Origin of the sequence: Synechocystis sp. CACIAM 05 (assembly GCF_010222815.1) — a bacterium.
In the GTDB taxonomy this organism is placed as follows: Bacteria; Cyanobacteriota; Cyanobacteriia; order Cyanobacteriales; family Microcystaceae; genus Synechocystis.
The window spans coordinates 2,316,993-2,336,510 of record NZ_CP019225.1 but is presented as its reverse complement, the minus strand read 5'-3'; the positions used below and the strand labels follow the sequence as shown (position 1 = coordinate 2,336,510).

The 19,518-nt window shown below is 50.1% G+C and carries 16 protein-coding genes; 5 read left to right on the top strand and 11 right to left on the bottom strand.

The features are described 5' to 3' along the window. Positions 1–92 precede the first annotated feature (92 nt). Positions 93–1,298 carry an SGNH/GDSL hydrolase family protein gene (locus BWK47_RS11050; RefSeq protein ID WP_162328677.1) on the bottom strand — a complete coding sequence of 402 codons (1,206 nt, stop codon included), beginning with the start codon at positions 1,296–1,298 and terminating at the stop codon, positions 93–95. Between the two features lie 227 nt (positions 1,299–1,525). Here BWK47_RS11050 and gnd point away from each other — a divergent pair, with 227 nt between their 5' ends. Beyond that, complete coding sequence (gene gnd, locus BWK47_RS11045; RefSeq protein ID WP_204250405.1) at positions 1,526–2,974, top strand: decarboxylating NADP(+)-dependent phosphogluconate dehydrogenase; 1,449 nt, start codon at positions 1,526–1,528, stop codon at positions 2,972–2,974. 255 nt (positions 2,975–3,229) lie between these two features. Here the strand turns inward: gnd and BWK47_RS11040 are convergent, their stop codons facing one another. Both BWK47_RS11040 and rsmD read right to left on the bottom strand, forming a co-directional pair. Then, positions 3,230–4,459, bottom strand: a complete 1,230-nt coding sequence (locus tag BWK47_RS11040) for a glycosyltransferase family 4 protein (protein WP_162328675.1) — start codon at positions 4,457–4,459, stop codon at positions 3,230–3,232. Between the two features lie 27 nt (positions 4,460–4,486). Next, positions 4,487–5,059: a 16S rRNA (guanine(966)-N(2))-methyltransferase RsmD gene (gene rsmD, locus BWK47_RS11035; RefSeq protein WP_443081620.1), complete on the bottom strand. Its 573-nt coding sequence runs from the start codon at positions 5,057–5,059 to the stop codon at positions 4,487–4,489. A 610-nt stretch (positions 5,060–5,669) separates the two neighbouring features. Here rsmD and BWK47_RS11030 point away from each other — a divergent pair. Further along, on the top strand, positions 5,670–6,449 hold the full coding sequence (locus BWK47_RS11030; RefSeq protein ID WP_010873330.1) for an SDR family NAD(P)-dependent oxidoreductase: 780 nt from the start codon (positions 5,670–5,672) through the stop codon (positions 6,447–6,449). 199 nt (positions 6,450–6,648) lie between these two features. Here the strand turns inward: BWK47_RS11030 and gloA are convergent, their stop codons facing one another. From gloA to BWK47_RS10990, 8 genes are all read right to left on the bottom strand, one after another. After that, a complete protein-coding gene (gene gloA / locus BWK47_RS11025) occupies positions 6,649–7,044 on the bottom strand; it encodes a lactoylglutathione lyase (protein WP_162328674.1) in 396 nt (131 codons plus the stop codon). Positions 7,045–7,157: 113 nt separating this feature from the next. Next, entirely contained in the window at positions 7,158–8,396 is a 1,239-nt protein-coding gene (locus BWK47_RS11020) for a CHAT domain-containing protein (protein WP_237270005.1), read from the bottom strand. A gap of 137 nt (positions 8,397–8,533) precedes the next feature. After that, complete coding sequence (gene tmk / locus BWK47_RS11015) at positions 8,534–9,172, bottom strand: dTMP kinase (RefSeq protein ID WP_162328672.1); 639 nt, start codon at positions 9,170–9,172, stop codon at positions 8,534–8,536. Positions 9,173–9,193: 21 nt separating this feature from the next. Then, complete coding sequence (locus BWK47_RS11010) at positions 9,194–11,308, bottom strand: acylase (protein WP_162328671.1); 2,115 nt, start codon at positions 11,306–11,308, stop codon at positions 9,194–9,196. Positions 11,309–11,350: 42 nt separating this feature from the next. Then, a complete protein-coding gene (locus tag BWK47_RS11005) occupies positions 11,351–12,580 on the bottom strand; it encodes a hypothetical protein (protein WP_162328670.1) in 1,230 nt (409 codons plus the stop codon). Positions 12,581–12,761: 181 nt separating this feature from the next. Further along, positions 12,762–13,112, bottom strand: coding sequence for a DUF1257 domain-containing protein (locus BWK47_RS11000; RefSeq protein WP_010873324.1), 351 nt, complete (start codon positions 13,110–13,112; stop codon positions 12,762–12,764). A 132-nt stretch (positions 13,113–13,244) separates the two neighbouring features. Next, positions 13,245–14,750, bottom strand: coding sequence for a stress-responsive protein Ycf46 (gene ycf46, locus BWK47_RS10995; RefSeq protein WP_162328669.1), 1,506 nt, complete (start codon positions 14,748–14,750; stop codon positions 13,245–13,247). A gap of 90 nt (positions 14,751–14,840) precedes the next feature. After that, positions 14,841–15,221, bottom strand: a complete 381-nt coding sequence (locus tag BWK47_RS10990; RefSeq protein WP_010873322.1) for a hypothetical protein — start codon at positions 15,219–15,221, stop codon at positions 14,841–14,843. 279 nt (positions 15,222–15,500) lie between these two features. Between BWK47_RS10990 and BWK47_RS10985 the strand changes: the two genes are divergently transcribed. The 3 genes from BWK47_RS10985 (at position 15,501) to BWK47_RS10975 (ending at position 19,471) form a co-directional block, all read left to right on the top strand. Beyond that, positions 15,501–16,946, top strand: a complete 1,446-nt coding sequence (locus BWK47_RS10985; RefSeq protein WP_162328668.1) for a circularly permuted type 2 ATP-grasp protein — start codon at positions 15,501–15,503, stop codon at positions 16,944–16,946. Between the two features lie 113 nt (positions 16,947–17,059). Then, positions 17,060–18,040 carry an acetyl-CoA carboxylase, carboxyltransferase subunit beta gene (gene accD / locus BWK47_RS10980; protein WP_010873320.1) on the top strand — a complete coding sequence of 327 codons (981 nt, stop codon included), beginning with the start codon at positions 17,060–17,062 and terminating at the stop codon, positions 18,038–18,040. Positions 18,041–18,178: 138 nt separating this feature from the next. Further along, positions 18,179–19,471, top strand: a complete 1,293-nt coding sequence (locus BWK47_RS10975; protein WP_162328667.1) for a PAS domain-containing sensor histidine kinase — start codon at positions 18,179–18,181, stop codon at positions 19,469–19,471. The last annotated feature ends 47 nt before the right edge of the window (positions 19,472–19,518 follow it).

The window sequence follows — 19,518 nt, the reverse complement described above, 5'->3', positions numbered from 1 at the left end:
AGTGATTTCCTCTGCTCATTTATCCTTTCAGTTCCCATATCCCCGGCTAATTTTGCTCAACTTTTGCGGGACTTAGATTAAAGGATAACGTTTTACTTTTTTTGCTCTGTCACCATTTGGCAAAGGCGATCGCCAATTAATTCGCCGGCCAGTTGATGGCCCTGAACATTCCAATGACCCACTCCGGGGATGGTGTTCTCAAAACCGTGCCAATAAATTTGCTCCGCATCGGCTTTTTGTTGCATGGTTTTCGCCAGGGTCAACACAGCAAAATCCTCCTGTTGTCCCAATGCGGTCAACCGTTGATCAGGGTAAAACAAATTCTCCGCCCCTAGCTGCTTTAACTTTTCTCGCACCTGGCGATCGGGATATACCTGGGGAGGATTGCTAATCACCACAGCTAAAAAGTCAGCATTGTCTTCCCTACTTAGTTGACTAGTCGCCATAACTAAAGATTCCGTGGCGGCCCAAGCTTGCTCCCAGGCGGGATCGGTGGGTTCCCGATATAAATTAACGTCGAAATCCAGAGCGGGAATGATGTCAGTATTGCCCTGCTGTTGGGTGGTTAAAGTCCTTTGGGTTACCCATTGTCGTTTAGCTTCGTTAAGTACTTGTAGCAACCGCACCTGATTAATTAGGCCGTACACAAATCTTCTTGGGGCAGTATCCCGCCGTTGATAGGCCGCTGTTTCTCTGAAATCCAACTGCATTTGCCATTTACCATCCACCTCTTCCCAAAAGGGTGCTAGGCGATCGCCAGGGCTGAGTTGGCGAGAGTTATTGACAATGTCATTGCCGGTAAAAATCTGTAGCAAGACTAAATCTGGCTGGTACTCCATGGCATGGTGCTGGAGGGTTAAATATTCCTGGGCCGTGCCGTAATCCCCCACGCCAAAATTAATTACTTCTACCGTTTTTCCTGTTAAGCCGGGGCAGGAAGGCAAATCTTTTTCTATGGCGCTCCAATAGGTCTCATCTTCATTAACCTGAATTGCCTCGGAAAAAGAATCCCCCAACACCACAATGCGATAGGTATCCGCCGGTTTCTCCTTTTCATAATGGCGATCGCGCAGGCTATCGGCATTAATTCTTACCAAACCATTGCCTTCATGGGTCCAACGGGCGCTGAAATTGGGAATTAAACTATGGCCCCGTTGGGGATCGACTTGGTAAAAGCTGGGATAACTAACGCCCATTAATCGTAGAGCTACTTCCGCCACCACCACCGCAAAACCTAAACTGCCCAGCACCAGTAAGGTATTGGCTAACCACTGTTTATTTTGAGGAGATTTTGCCATGGAAAATTAAACGATTGCCAAAAAAATTAGTCATTGGGGGATATGCATCGACCCCAACTATATCTAATCACCGTCTGACCATTGGGAAACTCCCAGCAAATCTTGACTACCACGGGAAAATCAGCTCTTTTATTAACGACTTAGTTTATTTCCAGTGAAAAATTTTGCCCCAGGGGTAGCAAACAAAAAATGCGATGTACCCTTAAGGAAATTAACCTTGCCCGACTGTGCAATCTAACGTAGCTATTATGACTAAGCGAACCTTTGGGGTAATTGGACTGGCAGTAATGGGGGAAAATCTGGCCCTCAACGTGGAAAGTCGAGGCTTTCCCATCGCCGTCTATAACCGTTCCCCCAACAAAACTGAGAAATTCATGGCCGAAAGAGCTGTGGATAAAGACATTAAAGCCGCCTACACCGTAGAAGAATTTGTCCAACTGCTGGAACGCCCCCGTAAAATCCTTGTAATGGTCAAAGCTGGGGGACCCGTGGATGCAGTGATCAATGAGTTGAAGCCCCTGTTGGAAGAAGGGGACATGATCATTGATGGTGGCAACTCCCTTTATGAAGATACGGAACGTCGCACCAAAGATTTGGAAGCCACCGGCCTGGGCTTTGTCGGCATGGGAGTCAGTGGAGGGGAAGAAGGCGCATTACTGGGTCCTAGTTTGATGCCCGGTGGTACCCCGGCCGCCTACAAAGAATTGGAACCCATTCTGACTAAAATTGCCGCCCAGGTGGAAGACCCCGATAATCCCGCCTGTGTGACTTTTATTGGCCCAGGGGGAGCAGGACATTACGTCAAAATGGTCCACAACGGCATTGAGTATGGCGATATGCAACTAATCGCCGAAGCCTACGACATTTTGAAAAACGGCCTCGGCTTGAGCAACGAAAAACTCCACGAAGTTTTTGGCCAATGGAATCAAACCGATGAGTTAAACTCCTTCCTGATTGAAATCAGCACCGACATTTTTGCCAAAAAGGATCCCGAAACCGGGGGACATTTAATTGACTACATCCTCGATGCCGCCGGACAAAAGGGCACAGGGCGCTGGACGGTGATGAGTGGTCTAGAATTGGGCGTACCTATCCCCACCATTTATGCCGCCGTTAACGCCAGGGTAATGTCTTCCCTCAAAGAAGAACGGGTAGCCGCTTCCAGCCAACTGTCGGGCCCCAGTAAAACCTTTAGTGGGGACATGGAAGCCTGGATTCCCAAAGTACGGGATGCTCTCTACTGCTCGAAAATGTGTTCCTATGCCCAGGGCATGGCCCTAATTGCCAAGGCCTCCCAGGAATTTGGTTATGACGTTAATCTGCCGGAAATTGCCCGCATTTGGAAAGGAGGTTGTATTATCCGAGCCGGCTTTTTAGACAAGATCAAGAAAGCTTTTAAAGACAATCCCCAGTTGCCCAATTTACTTCTAGCTCCGGAATTCAAGCAAAGTATTTTGGATCGCCAGGGGCCATGGCGAGAAGTGTTGATGCTGGCCAATGAAATGGGCATTGCAGTGCCGGCCTTTAGTTCCTCCTTGGATTACTTTGACAGTTACCGGCGGGCGGTGCTTCCCCAAAACCTAACCCAAGCGCAACGGGATTACTTTGGGGCCCACACCTATGAACGGACTGATAAGCCGAGGGGAGAATTTTTCCACACGGAATGGCTTGATTGATTTTTTGTTTGCCACAATTACTACTCCCCCAACCCTGGGAAGAAATTCAGTCAAGTTCTGAATGGGGGTAAAGATCCAAAAGGCCCTCGGCATTCTTGAAAAAATAATTGTATTCTTCCCCTTGGTTGTGCCGGGGGAAATTTTTTTCGGAGTTTAAATGCCCCCCAATTTCCTGAAGTTTGGAGGGAAAGTTTGCCAGGATTGGTAACGGTTTAGCGAGTTGTTGTCTACAGTCAGAGGGTGGCAAGCTATACCCTAAGCCGCTAACGGAGCGTCATTTTTCCCATAGGTTACCAGTTGGTAGTAGTCCACCAATTGTCTGGTGGCCGCTGGCCAACCCCATCGTTCCGCTTCTTGCCGGGCGTTTTGCCGCAATAGTTCTCGATCGCCAGGGGCGGACATTAACCTTTGGGTGGCTTGTACCACTCCCCCTGCCATAGCGGGATCAAACAGGTAACCGTTTTCACCATCGGTGACAATGTCTAAAATTCCCCCAGATGCTGCTGCTACTACGGGACAGCCCGCCGCCATAGCTTCCAAGAGTACTAAGCCCAGGGTTTCAGTACGGGAAGGAAAAATGAACCCATCAGCGGAAGCAAAGGCCGCCGCCAACTCTAGTCCCTGCATATAGCCGGCAAAATAGGTATTAGTGCCAGCAAAATGGGCTTCTAAATTTTTCCGGTTAGGTCCATCCCCCACGATCGCCAACCGGGCCTGGGGAATGGCCTCGAGCACTGGCTTAATTTCATCGATTTGTTTTTCCGCCGAAACCCGGCCGACATATAAAAATAGGGGATCGTCAGGGTGACCCTGGGACAGTTTTTGCCGCATTTGGGCTGACTTCAGGTGGGGCTGAAACAGTTCCGTATCTACCCCTCGTTGCCATAGATCCACCCGTTCAATGCCGTGGTTGACTAATTCCTGCACCATGGCGGAGGAAGTGCAAAGATTTAATTCCGCTTGGTTGTGGGCCAGTTTTAACAGTTCCCACAGCACCCCTTCCAGGGCCCCCAGGCCGTAATGTTGCAAATATTGGGGTAAATGGGTGTGGTAAGAAGCTACCAAGGGAATATGCAAGTTTTTGGCGTAATAGATACCCCCCAAACCCAATACCGCCGGATTTACCACATGAATCAAGTCTGGTTTGAATTTCAGCAGGGCCTGTTTAATTTGGGGCGACGGGAAAGCCAGTTTTAGTTCTGGGTAAAGGGGTAAAGGCATGCCCTTCACTCCATGGATTTTTGCCCCCTTATATTCCTTGAGTCCCCCCTCCGGACAAAAGACCAACACTTGATGCCCTTGCCGTTGCAGGTTTTCCACTGTGTGCTTCAGACGGGTGACAATTCCATCAATTTTGGGCAAAAAGGTTTCCGTGAACAGAGCAACACGCATGGCTAGATGGGGGTAAATCAGATCAACATCAACAAAATAGGAGGCACTATCCAGGGTCAGACCTGGCGATCGCCCTTCACAACAAAACTTCACAATCCGGCGGTGGGCCAACCTAGAATACTATATCGGCAAAGCTTCCCCTTGCTCCCGCCAATAAAAAGCTAAATTGCTCAACCCATATTTTTTTTGACGCATTAATTCCAACCCAGCAATCCTCTCCGGTGGCTGCCAATGGCGGCGGTCATGTTCCACTGCTATTTCTCCAGTGGAGCTGAGGAGTTGCAACTCACCCACTAAGGTTAAAACGGGGTTGTACAGGCCGCTGGCATAGGGGGGATCAAAGTAAATGCGGTCGAAAGTCTGTCCTTTTAGGGTTGGGAGCAATTTCAACACATCTCCCCGCAAGACTGACCATTGCTGCTCAGGCTTAGCTAGTTTTTGCCAATTTTCTTTGATGATGGTGCAAACTTTGGCGGACTGCTCGATCGCCACTATTTTGTCCGCGCCCCGACACAGGGCCTCCGCCCCCAGGGTGCCATTGCCCGCACAGAGGTCCAACCAGTGGCAGTGCTGAATTTCTCCCCGCCAAATATTGAATAATGCCAGGCGGACTTTCCCTGTGGTAGGTCTAGTCTGTTGCCCCGGTAGGGTTTTCAGGAGGCGATTGCCGTAAATACGCATAGCACTGAACAAAAATTGACCCTCCCATCACTGACTGCCCAGGCAATCTCAGCAGGGATACTCCAAATTCTCACATCAGGGCGACAAAGGACATAGGAAAAACTGCCTCTCCAGCCAGGGGCGATCGCCAAACTGGCCCTGAAATATTAAGAATTGTTGCTGTTTCTTGTTTGATCTGTTAGCGTGTGCTTCAGAGAGTGCATTTAACCACGCTGAAACAATTTTAGGAGGCGTTTACCATGCTCCCCATGCATCAGTGCCAGTCAAGCCACCACACCCCAGACTGAAGAACTATTCGAGGCAATGGTTCGGGGTCTAGGTCAAAAATTATGCCCGTCATTGTCTGGAGCACCGTTTGTCTCCCCTTGGTTCGTTAATTTTCCCCATCGCTTTTAGGTTGAACCATGGCCGTGATTTCTAGGTAAGCCTAGGCCATACCACTGTCTTGTCCATTCCCCGCTAGCACCTGGAATGCAAAGTTAGTGCCCCGCTTTGGGGTTACGGAGAACCAATTTATCCAATATCGTACTTAACCCATTAACCCAAAAATTTCTCCCTGTCGGCATTTGTTCCGTATCTATTCCCAGGGAGAACACGCCTCATATTCCATAGGAGGTAAGCAATGAATTTACTCAACAAAACTGCTTTAGTGACCGGATCTTCCCGGGGCATCGGCCGGGCGATCGCCGAAGAACTAGCCAAACAAGGTCTGGGAAAAATTATCCTTGTGGCCCGTAACCACGCCAGTCTGCAAACATTGGCTGACGAGTTAGAACAACGACATCCCGGATTACAGGCCATTGCCTTACCCCTGGACCTAACCCAACCCGTGGCCGTCAACACGGCGATCGCCAGAACTTGGCGGGATCATGGCCCCATCCATTTGCTGGTTAACTGTGCCGGGGTTGCCCACCAAAATCCCTTTCTCCATAGCCGCTTCCCGGAAGTTTACCAAGAAATTTCCCTTAACCTAATGGGTCTGTATTGCATCACCCGTTGCGTGGCCCGGCGCATGGTTTCCCAAAAAGAGGGAACTATTGTCAACGTTTCTAGTTTGATGGGCAAAGTGGCGGCCCCCACCATGGCCACCTATTCCGCCACTAAATTTGCCATTCTGGGCTTTAGCCAAGCTCTGCGGGGAGAACTGGCCCGCCATAACATCGCTGTGGTTACCCTGCTACCCACCCTCACCGACACGGATATGGCCAAGGGTTTACAAAAATTCCGCTGGGTCAGAGCCATGACCGCCGGTCGAGTGGCCCAATCCTTAGTCAAAGGTTTAAAACAAAACCGTAGTGAAATTTTGGTGGGTTGGCAGAGTCATCTGGCAGTGTGGTGCCAACGGTTTGCCCCCCAATTATTGGAACGGGTACTGCTGTTGGCTACCCCCCAATCGGTTTGATCCCCTCCCAGGGATAGGATTGTCTACCTAGGGAACCATTGCAAGTTTTGTACTTTCCCCCATGAACTCACCAAATTTCCGGTAAGTTTGGGGGACTGGCAAGACTTTTCCCCTTAACAAAAACAATCGGTGATCGGGTACTCAGATTACTCAACTGCAATGGTCATAGAAGTTAGGACTGCACCTCAGCAGTGTGAACCTAATCTTTCTTTGAGGAAGTTTGGATCAATTCAATTTTGTAGCCATCGGGATCTTCCACAAAAGCAATGACGGTGGTGCCGTGCTTCATCGGCCCCGGTTCCCGTACTACTTTCCCCCCCTTGGCTCTGATTTTGTCGCAGGTGCTATAAATGTCTTCCACCCCCAGGGCAATGTGGCCAAAACCATTACCCAAATCGTATTTATCGGTGCCCCAGTTATGGGTTAACTCAATCACCGCATTCTCCGATTCTTTGCCATAACCCACAAAAGCGAGGGTAAATTCCCCACTGGGGTAGTCTTTTTTGCGGAGTAAATTCATCCCCAAAATGTCACAGTAAAATTGCAGGGATTTGTCTAAATCTCCCACTCGAATCATGGTGTGTAGTAAGAACATAAGTTTTTAATGATCTAAGTTGGGTCAACAGGCAGATCCTAGCAAAATCTTGGCGATCGCCCTTGGCTTTATCTTTTCCAGGATCTGGTGGTGGTGAACAGTTGAAGTAACTTCTAAAAAGGATTGCCAATCAGGGAAAAGCTTGCCCAATAGTAGGGATGGGAAAGTTCGGGATTTCTCAACGTTAATAATTCATCCTCCACGGCGATCGCCCCCCGGGAAGTGTGCAATTCTCCAGCATCGAGGTTGATTTCCCCATTAATCATCCTGATTTGGGCCTGTTGCAGAGCTTGGGCCTTGAAGGATTTAGCTTTCAACTGCCAATAAAATTCACTCATCAAAGCCATGGTGCCCAGATCACTGACCCGCCACAAACTACCCAGAGCTGATTTGACCCCCGATTGCAGAGCCAGGCCCACAAACCCCAATTCCGCCTGAGTATTACCCAAGGCAGTGGTGCAAGCGCTGAGCACTAAAAGATCAACGGGAGGATTCTGCCATTGTAAATTCCTAATTTCCTTGAGGTTCAAGCGACTGTTAACAAACTGAATGTAGGAGTCGGCGGGGGAACCGGCATTAAATTCCGCATGGGTGGCCAGATGCACCAAGGGAAAGGGCTGTTGTTGGCGGGCCGCCTGCAGATTTTGTATCGTGAATTGTTGGTTGAGCATGGCAACCCCGGGCCAGGGTTGGGGGGTAATGTTGGCAATCTCCAAAGCCACCCCCGGTAACGGTTCAGCATCCGTGAATTCCGAAGATCCCATGGCCAGAATTCTTGCTTGACTCAGGTCGGTGGGGCCCCACTCTGTCAGGTTAAAACCAGGAATACGGGTGATGGCATATTGCTCGGCTAAAAATTTCTCCCCGTCATAGAGGGCGGCAAAGGGCAGAGAGCGCAGTTTAGGACCCACACAAAAAATTAGGGTGTCAATGGCATTGGCTTTCAATTCGTTCACCACAGGAGCAATCAACCAGTCATATAACTTTTTGCCGGTGGCTCGATAATTTTGGTTGCGGGGATCACTCACTTGCAGGGCAAACATTTCCACGGTGGCCATCAAATTTTGTTCCGCCGTATCGAGCACCTTTACCCCCACCGTTGGGCGATCGCCGGTTAACAGACAAATGGAAACCCCATCTGCTTCGGGATTAATCCAAAAAATGGCCGCTTTTTGCCCTGTTTGTTTCTGTAGAGAAGCTAATTTTTTACCAATTTCCTCGGTGGTTAAACCCAAACTGGAGAAATCTTCTTGGAAATAGTTTTCGTAAATTCCTGCCCATTTACCTTCCAGATCCGTGGTTAGTTCATTGACCTGTTGGACGTTGAGGGCATTACTGGGCTGTGAACTCACCAAAATTGGTGGGGAAAAATTTGGGGGAAGTTTTATTTGAGCTTGCACCCAAGGAGCTAATCCAATGAAAAGCAGTAGGCCGAGGATTACTCCCGGCACTAGCCGTCCCCATAACCGGAACCGAGGGCAAAATCTACTCACAGCATTTCCTCAACTTTGGTGATAATGGCTTGGTGTAGTTGCTCCACCGGCAGGCTGGCATCCAGGCGACAAAGTTGGCCCTGGTAATGGGCAAAAATTCTGTCGTAATTGCGGTGGACACTGATTAGCTTTTCCCGTTGTTCGTAACATTCCCTCGGGGCTTGGTCCTCCAGTTGCTGGCGATCGCCAAGGCGTTGTAGGGCCAAATCCACCGGGAGGTCTAGGTAAATTACATAGTCCGGCTGGGGAAAAGATTGATTTAAGCGTTGAACAAATTCCCAGTCGGCCTCTGTGTGGCAATTATAGGCGAGAGAAGAAAAATAGTAGCGGGTGGTGATTACGTGGCATTGTTGGGCTAATTTTGCCTCCACTCCATCCCCTGGATGGTAGAGATGGTAATGGCGATCGGCAGCGAATAAATAACCCATCTGGGCTTCAAATTGTCGGGCATCGTTGTAGGTAAATAGGTCTCCCTGTAAAGCTTGACGAATTAAGCGGCCCATGGGGCCATTGGTGGGTTCCGGGCTAAGCACTGCGGCCAGGCCTTGGCGCTGAAAATGGGCCAACAGGAGATCCCCTTGGGTGGTTTTCCCTGATCCGTCAATGCCTTCTAGCACAATAAATAATGCCGCCATAACCTTTGCCAATCTTCCCCGCTAAAGTGTTTCCGTTTTTTCCAAGTGGGCTTTGATTTCCCCTGGCGATCGCCACGCTGGGCGTAATTGATTTTTACTGTAAAGTTCCAACTGGTCACCGTTATGGGGGGAATCGGGCTGGCTGGCATTGCCATAGACCAAAATACTCTGGCCCCGGGGGCGATCGGCAAATTCCACTAAGCTCAGGTAACTATCTCCGGCCACTGCTTGAAATCTTTGGTTGGCAATGGTGCTGAGGGTCAAGACCCGAAAACTGCCTAGGTTACTGGGAGCACCGTTGGCAGGAGCAGTAAAATTCCCGACTTGCATTTGCACTACTTCTCCCCAACTGATCGCCAAATCATCGTAGAGAAATTTCACCTGGGCCGCCACCCCTTCCAGCACCGCCATGAACTTGTTAATGTCCGCCATGCCGCTGGGGCTATTGAGGGGGTCAGCGGGATTCCATTGACCACCCAAAACTTTATCTGCGCCAATGGTCAGGGCCCAGAGCATAAACAATACCGCTCCCCTACTATCGGGGTTAGCCTGTTTATCCCAGGCCTGGAGCACTTCCGCCGCTTCAATACCAATGGGGTTAGCCAAGACTTTAGCGGCCGACACCAGTAGAGGCACAATGCGATCGCCTAATTCCATCTGGCTGTCAAAGACTTTTTGCTTAAACTGCTCGAAGCTTAAAGGGGAAGCATTTTCCAGCAATTTAATTGACCGTTGGGTACGCAGCAAAGAAGGAGCAAAGCTCAGATCCGGCGCGGCCAGACTGGGAGGATAATCCGCCGCATCCAACTCCGGGGGAAAGGTGCTGGTCCAGGGGGGATCATTGGTGTTTTGGAGCCAACCACTGGCGGGGTTCGTTAGCTTGGGCAATTGTTCATAGATGTAGTAATCAGAGTTTAAATCGGCACTGCGGTTAATCGGCTGCAGACGATCCCAATCTTGCCAACTGCCTTCCCTGATAGGGGTCAACGTATTGTATAGATAAAAAATATTGCCCTGGCGATCGCCGTAGAGCACATTGAACATGGGAATTTGTTGCTTTTGCCAAGCCGCTTCAAACTGTTCTAGGGTTTTGGCTTTACCCATGTGCAAAAACTGACTTATAGCCCCACTGCGGTCCAAACCAGGAATTTTGAGGGTGTAAGCATTGCCTCCCCGCTGGGCCACCACAATGCCCGTCACACTTTCTAGGGTTTGCCATTGCAAAGTTTGGTAACTGCCATTGCCCTGGAGAATTTTGACTTGATTATTACGGCGATCGAAGGATTTAACTTCCCCGTCCCATTCATAGCCCCCTTCTGCCAAAGTAAGGGCATATTTGCCCACGTTATGGGGATAATTGACTGTTAAGCTCCAGCCCAAATCATTGTTAAAACCTATGGCCGGCACAGGAGTTCCCACAAAGGCCGCCCCGGTCAGATCCATGCCAGGGGCCACCAATTGGGCCTCCGTTAAACGAAATTGCCCCCCCCAGGGTAAATGAGGATTGATCAGTAATAGCCCATGGCCTGATTCAGTTTGCTTAGGGGCGATCGCCCAGGCATTGGAGGCAATGGGTACGTTAGCTTCTGGTATTTGTCCTGCGAGGCTAGCAACGGCTTGGGGATTAGTAACAAACTCAAACAGTAATAATCTCTGTACATGGGCCACCACATCCTGGGCTGTGATGGGCAATACCTGGCGCAAACTGGGCTGACTGAAATCGGGATGTTGTTGGAAATAATTATTGATACCCTGGGCAAAACTTTCCAGATCACGGCGCATGGCTGGGGTTTGGGCATTTAACCACACCTCCGATCGCCGAGGGATATTCATCGTATGGACATACTGATCATTGTCAAGGTAATCAATGCCCCAATATTCCGCTCCTTTGCCCCTTGCCTCCCCATACAAGGTGAGGAGTAGATCCCCATGAGCCTGGGCCTGGGCCCAACCAAAAGCCTCCATTAACTTGGTTTCATTGGCAGCAAAAATATGGGGTACTCCCCAGCTATCCCAAAAAATTTCCGTTTTACCATTGGCCCACACTGGGTTACCAATGCCCAACCCCACTGCGAGAACGAATAGCAATACCAGTCCTACGCCCCGCCGTAATTTACCCCGTATTTGCACCAGCATTGGTCCTGAAAATCTCCGTTGGCGGTTCAATTCTAAACGAAACTACAGTAGGGGTTTAATAATTTTGATCAGAGTTTGGGCGGTTTGTTGATACTCCTCCTGGTCAAACATTTGGTTCGCCAAGGCATTAAGCTTAATTTCCACCTCGTTGGGCCGCCTACGACTCAGGATAAGTTGCTCTACTAGGTCATCTAGGGCATAACTACGCACTAAACTCCAGTCTGGGTTATGTTCGTCCCAACTTTGGAACAACACCGAAAAAAGTAAAACTTTTGCCCGCAAGGGATTGGTATATTGCATAATCTCTGAGCGGATCTCAAACAGGTTGTATTCCTTCTTCTCAGTGTGGGCTTGGAGGGGAGTACCCGGAGGAGAGGGGACCACCGCCCCCAACACCGTCAGAATTGGTTCACTTGGGCGGGGCCTGGGGGGAGGAGCGGGAATGGGCAACGCGTCAAAATCAACGATGGATGTGGCCAGGGATTTGAGTTGGCTTTCCGCTGGGCTAGGAGAGTCAGACGCCATCAAATTTGCTTGGGTTGCCTGGTGGGATGGCGAGGATTGTTCTTCCGACCCAGGGCCACTGTCATACAAGCCCTGCATTTGCTCCAGAATTAACCTGGCGATCGCCAGATAGAAAGTAGTTTTGTTGATGTTGTTGACAATCTGACTAAAGCCTTCCTGTAACTGGCCAGGGGTAGGATAACGTTGCCGCAACTCCAACAATAAGTTGGCTAGCCCCACCTGTTCGATCACCTGGAGATTGTTTTCCCAATAACCCCGGGCTACAGCAAAAATTAACTTTTGAATACGGGCTTGTTCCCGATGCTGCACCAGAATGTGAGCCACTTGGGTGGCCACGTATTGAGGATCCACTACCCTATTTATGGGAGCTGGGGTTTCAGTTTCCATGGGCACCGCGGCGATCGCCCCATCCTCGCCCTTAACATCTTCTGGTATGGCAGTTTTTCCATAGGCCGTATAAATTGGCCCCAACTGGTCCAGTATGGTTTTAGCCACCGCCGCATAAACCTTAGGTCGGTTGAGGGTTTTGACTAGCTTATAAAGGGAAAAGGTAAATTGTTCGATCGTTGGTTTTTGTACTACCAACTCCATTAGTAGGGCGTCCAAACCATTACTGTCGAGCACATTGGGATCATTTTCCCAGTATTTTTTCGACAAACAAAAGAGTAACTTTTTTATCCTTTGCCCCTCATCCTGTTCTTCAAGATAGTGGGCTACATCAGCCAGAGCACTAGGGGGAATAGACATGGGAGCAAAAAAAAGACCAAAAAACCGTCTTAATCAATAAGACAATGGAACCAGCCCATACCCAAGCTTAACGGAATATGGACAGAAAAAAGCAGCCGTCCTGCAATCAAGACAGCTACCAGAAGAGGCTTGGGAACGCACCAAAAATCCTAATCGTTTTGCAGAAACAAAGGGATGCAGTTTAGTGGACGACTAACTTCACGTTGGCGTTTTGTAAGCCCCGTTGTTTTACCTCGGCCAAGGTTTGGTTAACGGCATACTTCTGGTTGATGGAATTGATCAACTCAGTCTGATTATGCTTTTTAGCCACACCCCAAAGATCAGCGATCAAGTCGAAGGAACCATCACTGTTGCGGGACCAGCCTAAATCGTAGTCACCATCCAAAACGGCCACAATGTCAGCCCGGATGCGTTGGCCATTGTAGCCCCGCACATCAGCTTCGGTCTTGGTGGTGATACCGAGGTCATTGAGGGAAGATGTTAAAACTTCAGCGTTCGTGATCTTAGTACGGAGAGTGCTGAAATGAGACATGGTGGATTTCCTCCAGAGAAAAAAGTCAACAACAACAATTGAGAAGTGGGAAATGCCGCCATTAAAACGGCTTATCTTAAACTACTAACCCAACGGTTAGTCTTTGCTCCTGCGGGAACAGGAGAAAGCTTGTTAGAACTCCAGTCGCTGATATTCAGCCACGGAAGCGGAGGCAGGCCGAGCCCTTTGTCGGGCCCAGTCACGAAGCGCGGTGACCTGCTCTACCATGGTGCGCGACAGGGGCAACGTCGATTTGATCGCTGCGATAATGTCGAGCTGGTTAAATTCTCTTTCTTGGGCAAAGGCTTCGTACATAGCCGCTACGATCGCCTGCTCAATCTCTGCTCCGGAAAAACCGTCGGAGGTGCGGGCCAATTCCCCCAGGTCAAAACGGGAAGTGTCCTTGCGCCGTTTATGGAGGTGAATACGGAAAATGGCTTCCCGCTCTTCGGAAGAAGGTAGGTCAACGAAAAAGATTTCATCAAACCGTCCCTTGCGCAGAAATTCCCCCGGTAGGCGATCGACCCGGTTGGCCGTAGCCATGACGAACACAGGGGAGGTTTTTTCCTGCATCCAGGTGAGGAAACTGCCAAAGATACGGCTGGAAGTGCCTCCGTCGGAGTCCCCTGAACCGGCTCCCCCGGCAAAGGCTTTGTCCAATTCATCAATGAACAAAATCGCTGGGGAAATAGACTCGGCTGTTTTCAAGGCGTTGCGGAGATTGGCTTCTGATCGCCCCACCATGGAACCGTCGTAGACCCGCCCCATATCCAAGCGTAGGAGGGGCAAACCCCAAAGCCGGGAGGTGGTTTTGGCAATGAGGGATTTACCGCAACCGGGTACCCCCAGGATCAGCATGCCCTTGGGTTGGGGCAAACCGTATTCCCTAGCCCGTTCGGTGAAAGCGTCGGAGCGCTGGGTTAACCATTTTTTCAGTTCCTCCAATCCCCCTACGGCCCGGATGGTTTCATCCTCCTCAATGTAATCAAGGATGCCGTTGCGGCGGATTAACTGCTTTTTCTCGGAGAGGACAATTTCCACCTCCCCTTCGGTTAACTGGCCTGCTTTGACGTAGGCTTTGCGATAGACTTTTTCCGCCTCATCTTTGGTTAATCCCAGGGCTGCCTTAAGAAGTTTTTCCCGGGAATCTTCCCCCAGGGCATGGCGAGACTTACCCAACTGTTGCCCCAGCACCCCATCGAGGGTAACCAAATCGGGCAGGGCAAAATCCAACACCACCACATCCTTTTCCAGTTCAATGGGGGTTTCCTGGTAGGGGGACATGAGTACGATCGCCTTTTCTGTGCCCTTAAAGCTGGCGATCGCCTCCCGTAGCCACCGGGTCACCGCCGGAGACGAGATGAAAGGATGGAGGTCTTTGAAAATGAAAATGCCCGGTTCCTGGCGCACCACCCACTCAATCGCCGCCTCAGGGGAGATGGTATTGTGGTGGGTTTTCTGTTGGGCAACGCCGTATTCCCGGAAGCCATGGGTCACAGTCCAAACAAACAGCCGCTGGTGCTGGGTGACCTCCTGAACGATGCGGTACACCGCTTGCTCAGCCCGTTCTTCTTCGGAAGTAACGAGATAAATCAGGGGGTATTGAGCTTTCAGGAGTACACTCAGCTCTTCTTGCATGGGTTCGACCAAAAATTGAGGGAAGGAAAGGAATGAACAGGAAATCGATCTGAATGATTTTGCCTAGGGCCAACTGAAATATTGGTCGACTTAGCAGGGAATCAGCATCTTTTCCCCATCAACATCGGCGGTTGCCGGAGCATCCTCCACCAGAGGTAGGGAAGACTCTTCGTTGTCGTTCAGGACACTGGGCTGATCCTTCAGGGACATCATCTGTCCGTCCCGCATCACCATGGCAGCGTCGCATTCGGGGCAGATATGTACTTGATGGGTTTTGCCATAGGCGGACTTTTCTTCGGCTTCGACCTTGTCCGGGTGCTTGAGGTAAAAATCAATGGCCCGTTCTACGATCGCCGACATAGATTCAGCGTCAATGGCTGAGCGAATTCGGAGTTGCCGATGGATGCCCGGCGGCATATAAAGTGTGACCTTTTGCTTGTCCTGCATATCACTAATGATTAGGTTACCCATCGGGTATAGTACCCCAATTTAATCACGCGCCACTATCCTGTCAAGCCATTAAGCCACTATGCCTGCATTTTTGTAATATTTTGTTACAAAAGCCAAATTACCCAGGAAATTGTCGCTTCAATTACAACCGCTGTCCCTGTTTCCTTCCAAGCTGAATAATGAAACCGTGGCCAAGGGTTAGCGACTGGAGTTGGCAAAACGCTTTCACTCTGCAAATAGCCAAAAACCGATCACCAATGGCACCATGGCCCAAGCCTAGACCACCATCGATGGGGAACCATGCAACTTCAGAGCTACGACCCAGGCAATTTCTACGACGAACTTTTTTTCGCCCCAGGACAACCCCGACCCCCGGCGGCCCCCCTCATCGACTGGATGGGGCAGTTATCGCCGGAAATTCTCAGGCAACACCACGAAACGGCCCAAATTGCCCTTTTTAACCTAGGGGTCACTTTTCGGGTTTACAACGATGACCAGGGAGTGGAGCGTATTTTTCCCGTAGATATTATTCCCCGCATCATTGCCGAAGCCGAATGGCGATCGCTCGAAAAAGGATTGAAACAGCGCATCAAAGCCCTGAACTGTTTTTTGACCGACATTTACGGGCCCCAAAATATTGTTAAAGACGGCATTGTGCCCCTGGACATTGTTGAATCCGCCAGTGGTTTCCTTAAGCCCTGCATCGGCATCAAGCCCCCCGCCGGAGTGTGGTGTCATATCACTGGCACTGATTTAGTGCGGGATGGCGAAGGTAAATGGTTTGTGCTGGAAGATAACCTGCGGGTGCCCTCCGGCATTTCCTACGTCTTAGAAAATCGGCGGGTAATGAAAAGCACTTTCCCCGATATGTTCCAAACTATTCCCATCCAACCGGTGGACAGTTACCCCAGCCAATTACTGGAAACTTTGCTGAACCTGGCTCCGCCCCACTTAGCCGCCCCGGTGGTGGTGGTGTTAACCCCTGGTATTAATAATTCTGCTTACTTTGAGCATTCCTTCCTGGCTCAACAAATGGGGGTGGAGTTGGTGGAAGGTCGGGATTTAGTGGTGGCCGATGGCTATCTACAAATGCGTACCACCAAGGGTTTACAACGGGTGGATGTGGTCTATCGCCGTCTGGATGATGATTTCATTGACCCAGAGGTGTTTCGGCCAGACTCCCTTCTGGGAGTACCAGGGTTGATGGAAGTGTATCGCCAAGGGCGGGTGGCCCTGGCCAATGCTCCCGGCACGGGCGTGGCGGATGATAAGGTCATCTATGCCTATGTGCCAGAGATGATTAATTACTATCTCAAGGAAGAACCCCTCTTGGCCAATGTGCCCACTTATCTTTGCTGGCGAGAAGAAGATAGAAATTATGTGCTGGATCATCTGGCGGAATTGGTGGTTAAATCCGCCAACGAAGCTGGGGGATACGGTATGTTGATGGGCCCCAGTGCCAGCCTCCAGGAAAGGGTCCAGTTTGCCGAACGCATTCGCCATAATCCCCGTAACTACATTGCCCAGCCGGTGCTAAATCTTTCCCGAGTACCCACTTTGATCGGCGATCAGGTGGAGGGTCGTCATGTGGATCTCCGTCCCTATATCCTTAACCGGGGCGATGAAATTTATGTCCATCCCGGTGGCTTGACTAGGGTTGCCCTCCGCAAAGGTTCCTTGGTGGTTAACTCCTCCCAGGGCGGCGGCAGTAAGGATACCTGGGTGTTGCAAGGTTCCACGCCATAATGGCTTTTGTAGCCCTGACAACCCGGCGATCGCCAAAGCGGGGTCAACGATCTTGGTAGAATGGCGAATGTATTCTGGATTACCCCGGCGATCGCCACTGTCCCCGAACAAATATGTCTCTATTTGATTGGTTTGCCAACCGTGAAAAAGCTGAGCCCCCAGTGCTCCAGCCCCAATCCCCCCAGGAAAGGGAGGTGGCCGATGGTCTCTGGACTAAGTGCCCGGCCTGCGGTGTGTTGACCTACACCAAGGATCTGCAGGGCAATTGGATGGTGTGTGTCGAATGTGGGCACCATCTCCGGGTGGACAGTGACGAGCGGATTCGCCAGTTGATTGACGCCAAGACCTGGCAACCCATCAATGAACATTTGCGGCCCACCGATCCCCTCAAATTTAAAGACCGCAAATCCTATAAAGACCGCATCCGCGATACCCAAAAAGCAACAGATTTGACGGACGCAGTGCAAACTGGCCACGGTCGCCTTGACGGTCTACCGATCGCCTTGGGGGTAATGGATTTCCGGTTTATGGGCGGTAGTATGGGCTCCGTGGTAGGGGAAAAACTATGCCGCCTAATTGAGTACGCCACTTTGGAAAGATTGCCCGTGGTAATTATTTGTGCCTCCGGTGGAGCCAGAATGCAGGAAGGCATGCTGAGCCTAATGCAAATGGCCAAAATTTCTGGAGCTTTGCAAAACCATCGGGAGCAAAAGTTACTTTACATCCCTGTGCTCACCCATCCCACCACTGGCGGGGTGACTGCCAGCTTTGCCATGTTGGGGGATTTGATTTTGGCCGAACCAAAGGCCACCATCGGTTTTGCAGGGCGGCGAGTGATTGAGCAAACATTGCGGGAAAAGTTACCAGACGATTTTCAAACTTCCGAATATTTACTACACCACGGTTTTGTCGATGCCATTGTGCCCCGTCCCCAACTGAAAAGGACTCTAGCTCAGTTGATTAGCCTACATCAACCCTTTTATCCCATTTTGCCCCCCCTCAATGCTGACTCCAATCAGGTGAACCCAGAGTTAGTGCTCAGCCATACGGCCCTGGCGGTGGATAATCAAATTTCCGTCAATCAAGATGGTTAAAAAGTATCTACTGATGGCGATTCAGCTTAAAAAGATTAGAATTCAATGGGTTCGCATTAGCTATTAGCTGTACTTGATGATAATTGCTATCATCGCTGGTGGAAAAAATGCTGCTCCGGACTAGGCAACTGCTAGAACATGGAAATAATTACATTGGCGATCGGCGGGGCAATTGGTTTTGGCATCGGGGCGATCGAACGGTTTCGGCTCAATAATAAAATTAAAAAATTGCTCACTGGGCTGCCGGATACCCAGGAAGTTTCCCATTCCCTGTCCCTTGTGTCCCTGGTGCGGCGAGAAATTAATCACTTAAATGATCTCTGTGCGGAATATCTAGATACCATTGCCCATTGGCGGGGAGTAATGTCCCTTTCTCCCCTCGGTTATTTATTAATCGATCAGGAAAATAATTTGGAATGGTGTAATCCTGCGGCTGAAAGTTTGCTACATATCCGTTATTGGCAACCGGGGGAACGCAGGCTTTTTTTGGAGTTTATTCGCTCCTACGAATTGGATCAATTAATTGAGTGTACCCGGCAAACCCAAACTAACCAGACTCGGGAATGGTCATTTTTTCCTCCCCTCACCGCCGCCATGGAAGGTTGGGGCAATCACCGCCCACTAACACCAGAGTCGATTCTTCTCAGGGGATCGGGATTTCCCCTCAAAGAAGGCAAAGTGGCCGTATTTGTGGAAAATCGTCAAACTTTAGCGGCCCTGCGCCAGGGTAGGGATCAAGCTTTTTCCGATCTGGCCCACGAGTTACGAACCCCTTTAACAGCGGTGGCTTTGATTGCGGAACGTTTACAGGCCCGACTGCCCACTGAAGATGGGGACTGGGCCGAACGGTTGTTGAAGGAGATTTCTCGTTTGCAGAATTTGGTGGAAAGTTGGCTCCATTTAACCCAAATAACCGCTAATCCCAATCTTTACCTCGAGCCAGAACCGATTAATTTACGCCATTTACTCGCCATTACCTGGGAGCGATTAACCCCGATCGCCGTGGTGAAAAATATCACCCTGGATTACCAAGGGCCAACCAAGTTGAACCTAGAGGGGGATGGCGATCGCCTGATGCAGGTATTGATGAATATTTTGGACAATACGCTGAAATATAGCCCACCGGAAGGGACTATTTTTGTGCAGGGTAATCAAGGCACAGAAGGGATCACTATGATTATTAGGGATCAAGGCCTAGGATTTCAACCAAGGGATTTACCCTACATTTTTGAGCGACTTTATCGGGGTGATAGTTCCCGTGCTCGCCTACATCCCGATAGTCAACGCCATGGCAGTGGCCTGGGTTTGGCGATCGCCAAGGAAATTGTCCTGGCCCACGGGGGAAATTTAACCGCAGCTAACCATGAAACTGGCGGAGCAATGTTCACCATTGAATTACCCTATGAACCGAATATGGATGAAAATCCCTAGAATTTGACCAACAGAAGGTCAATCTATGCTTAAAAAAATCCACAGAC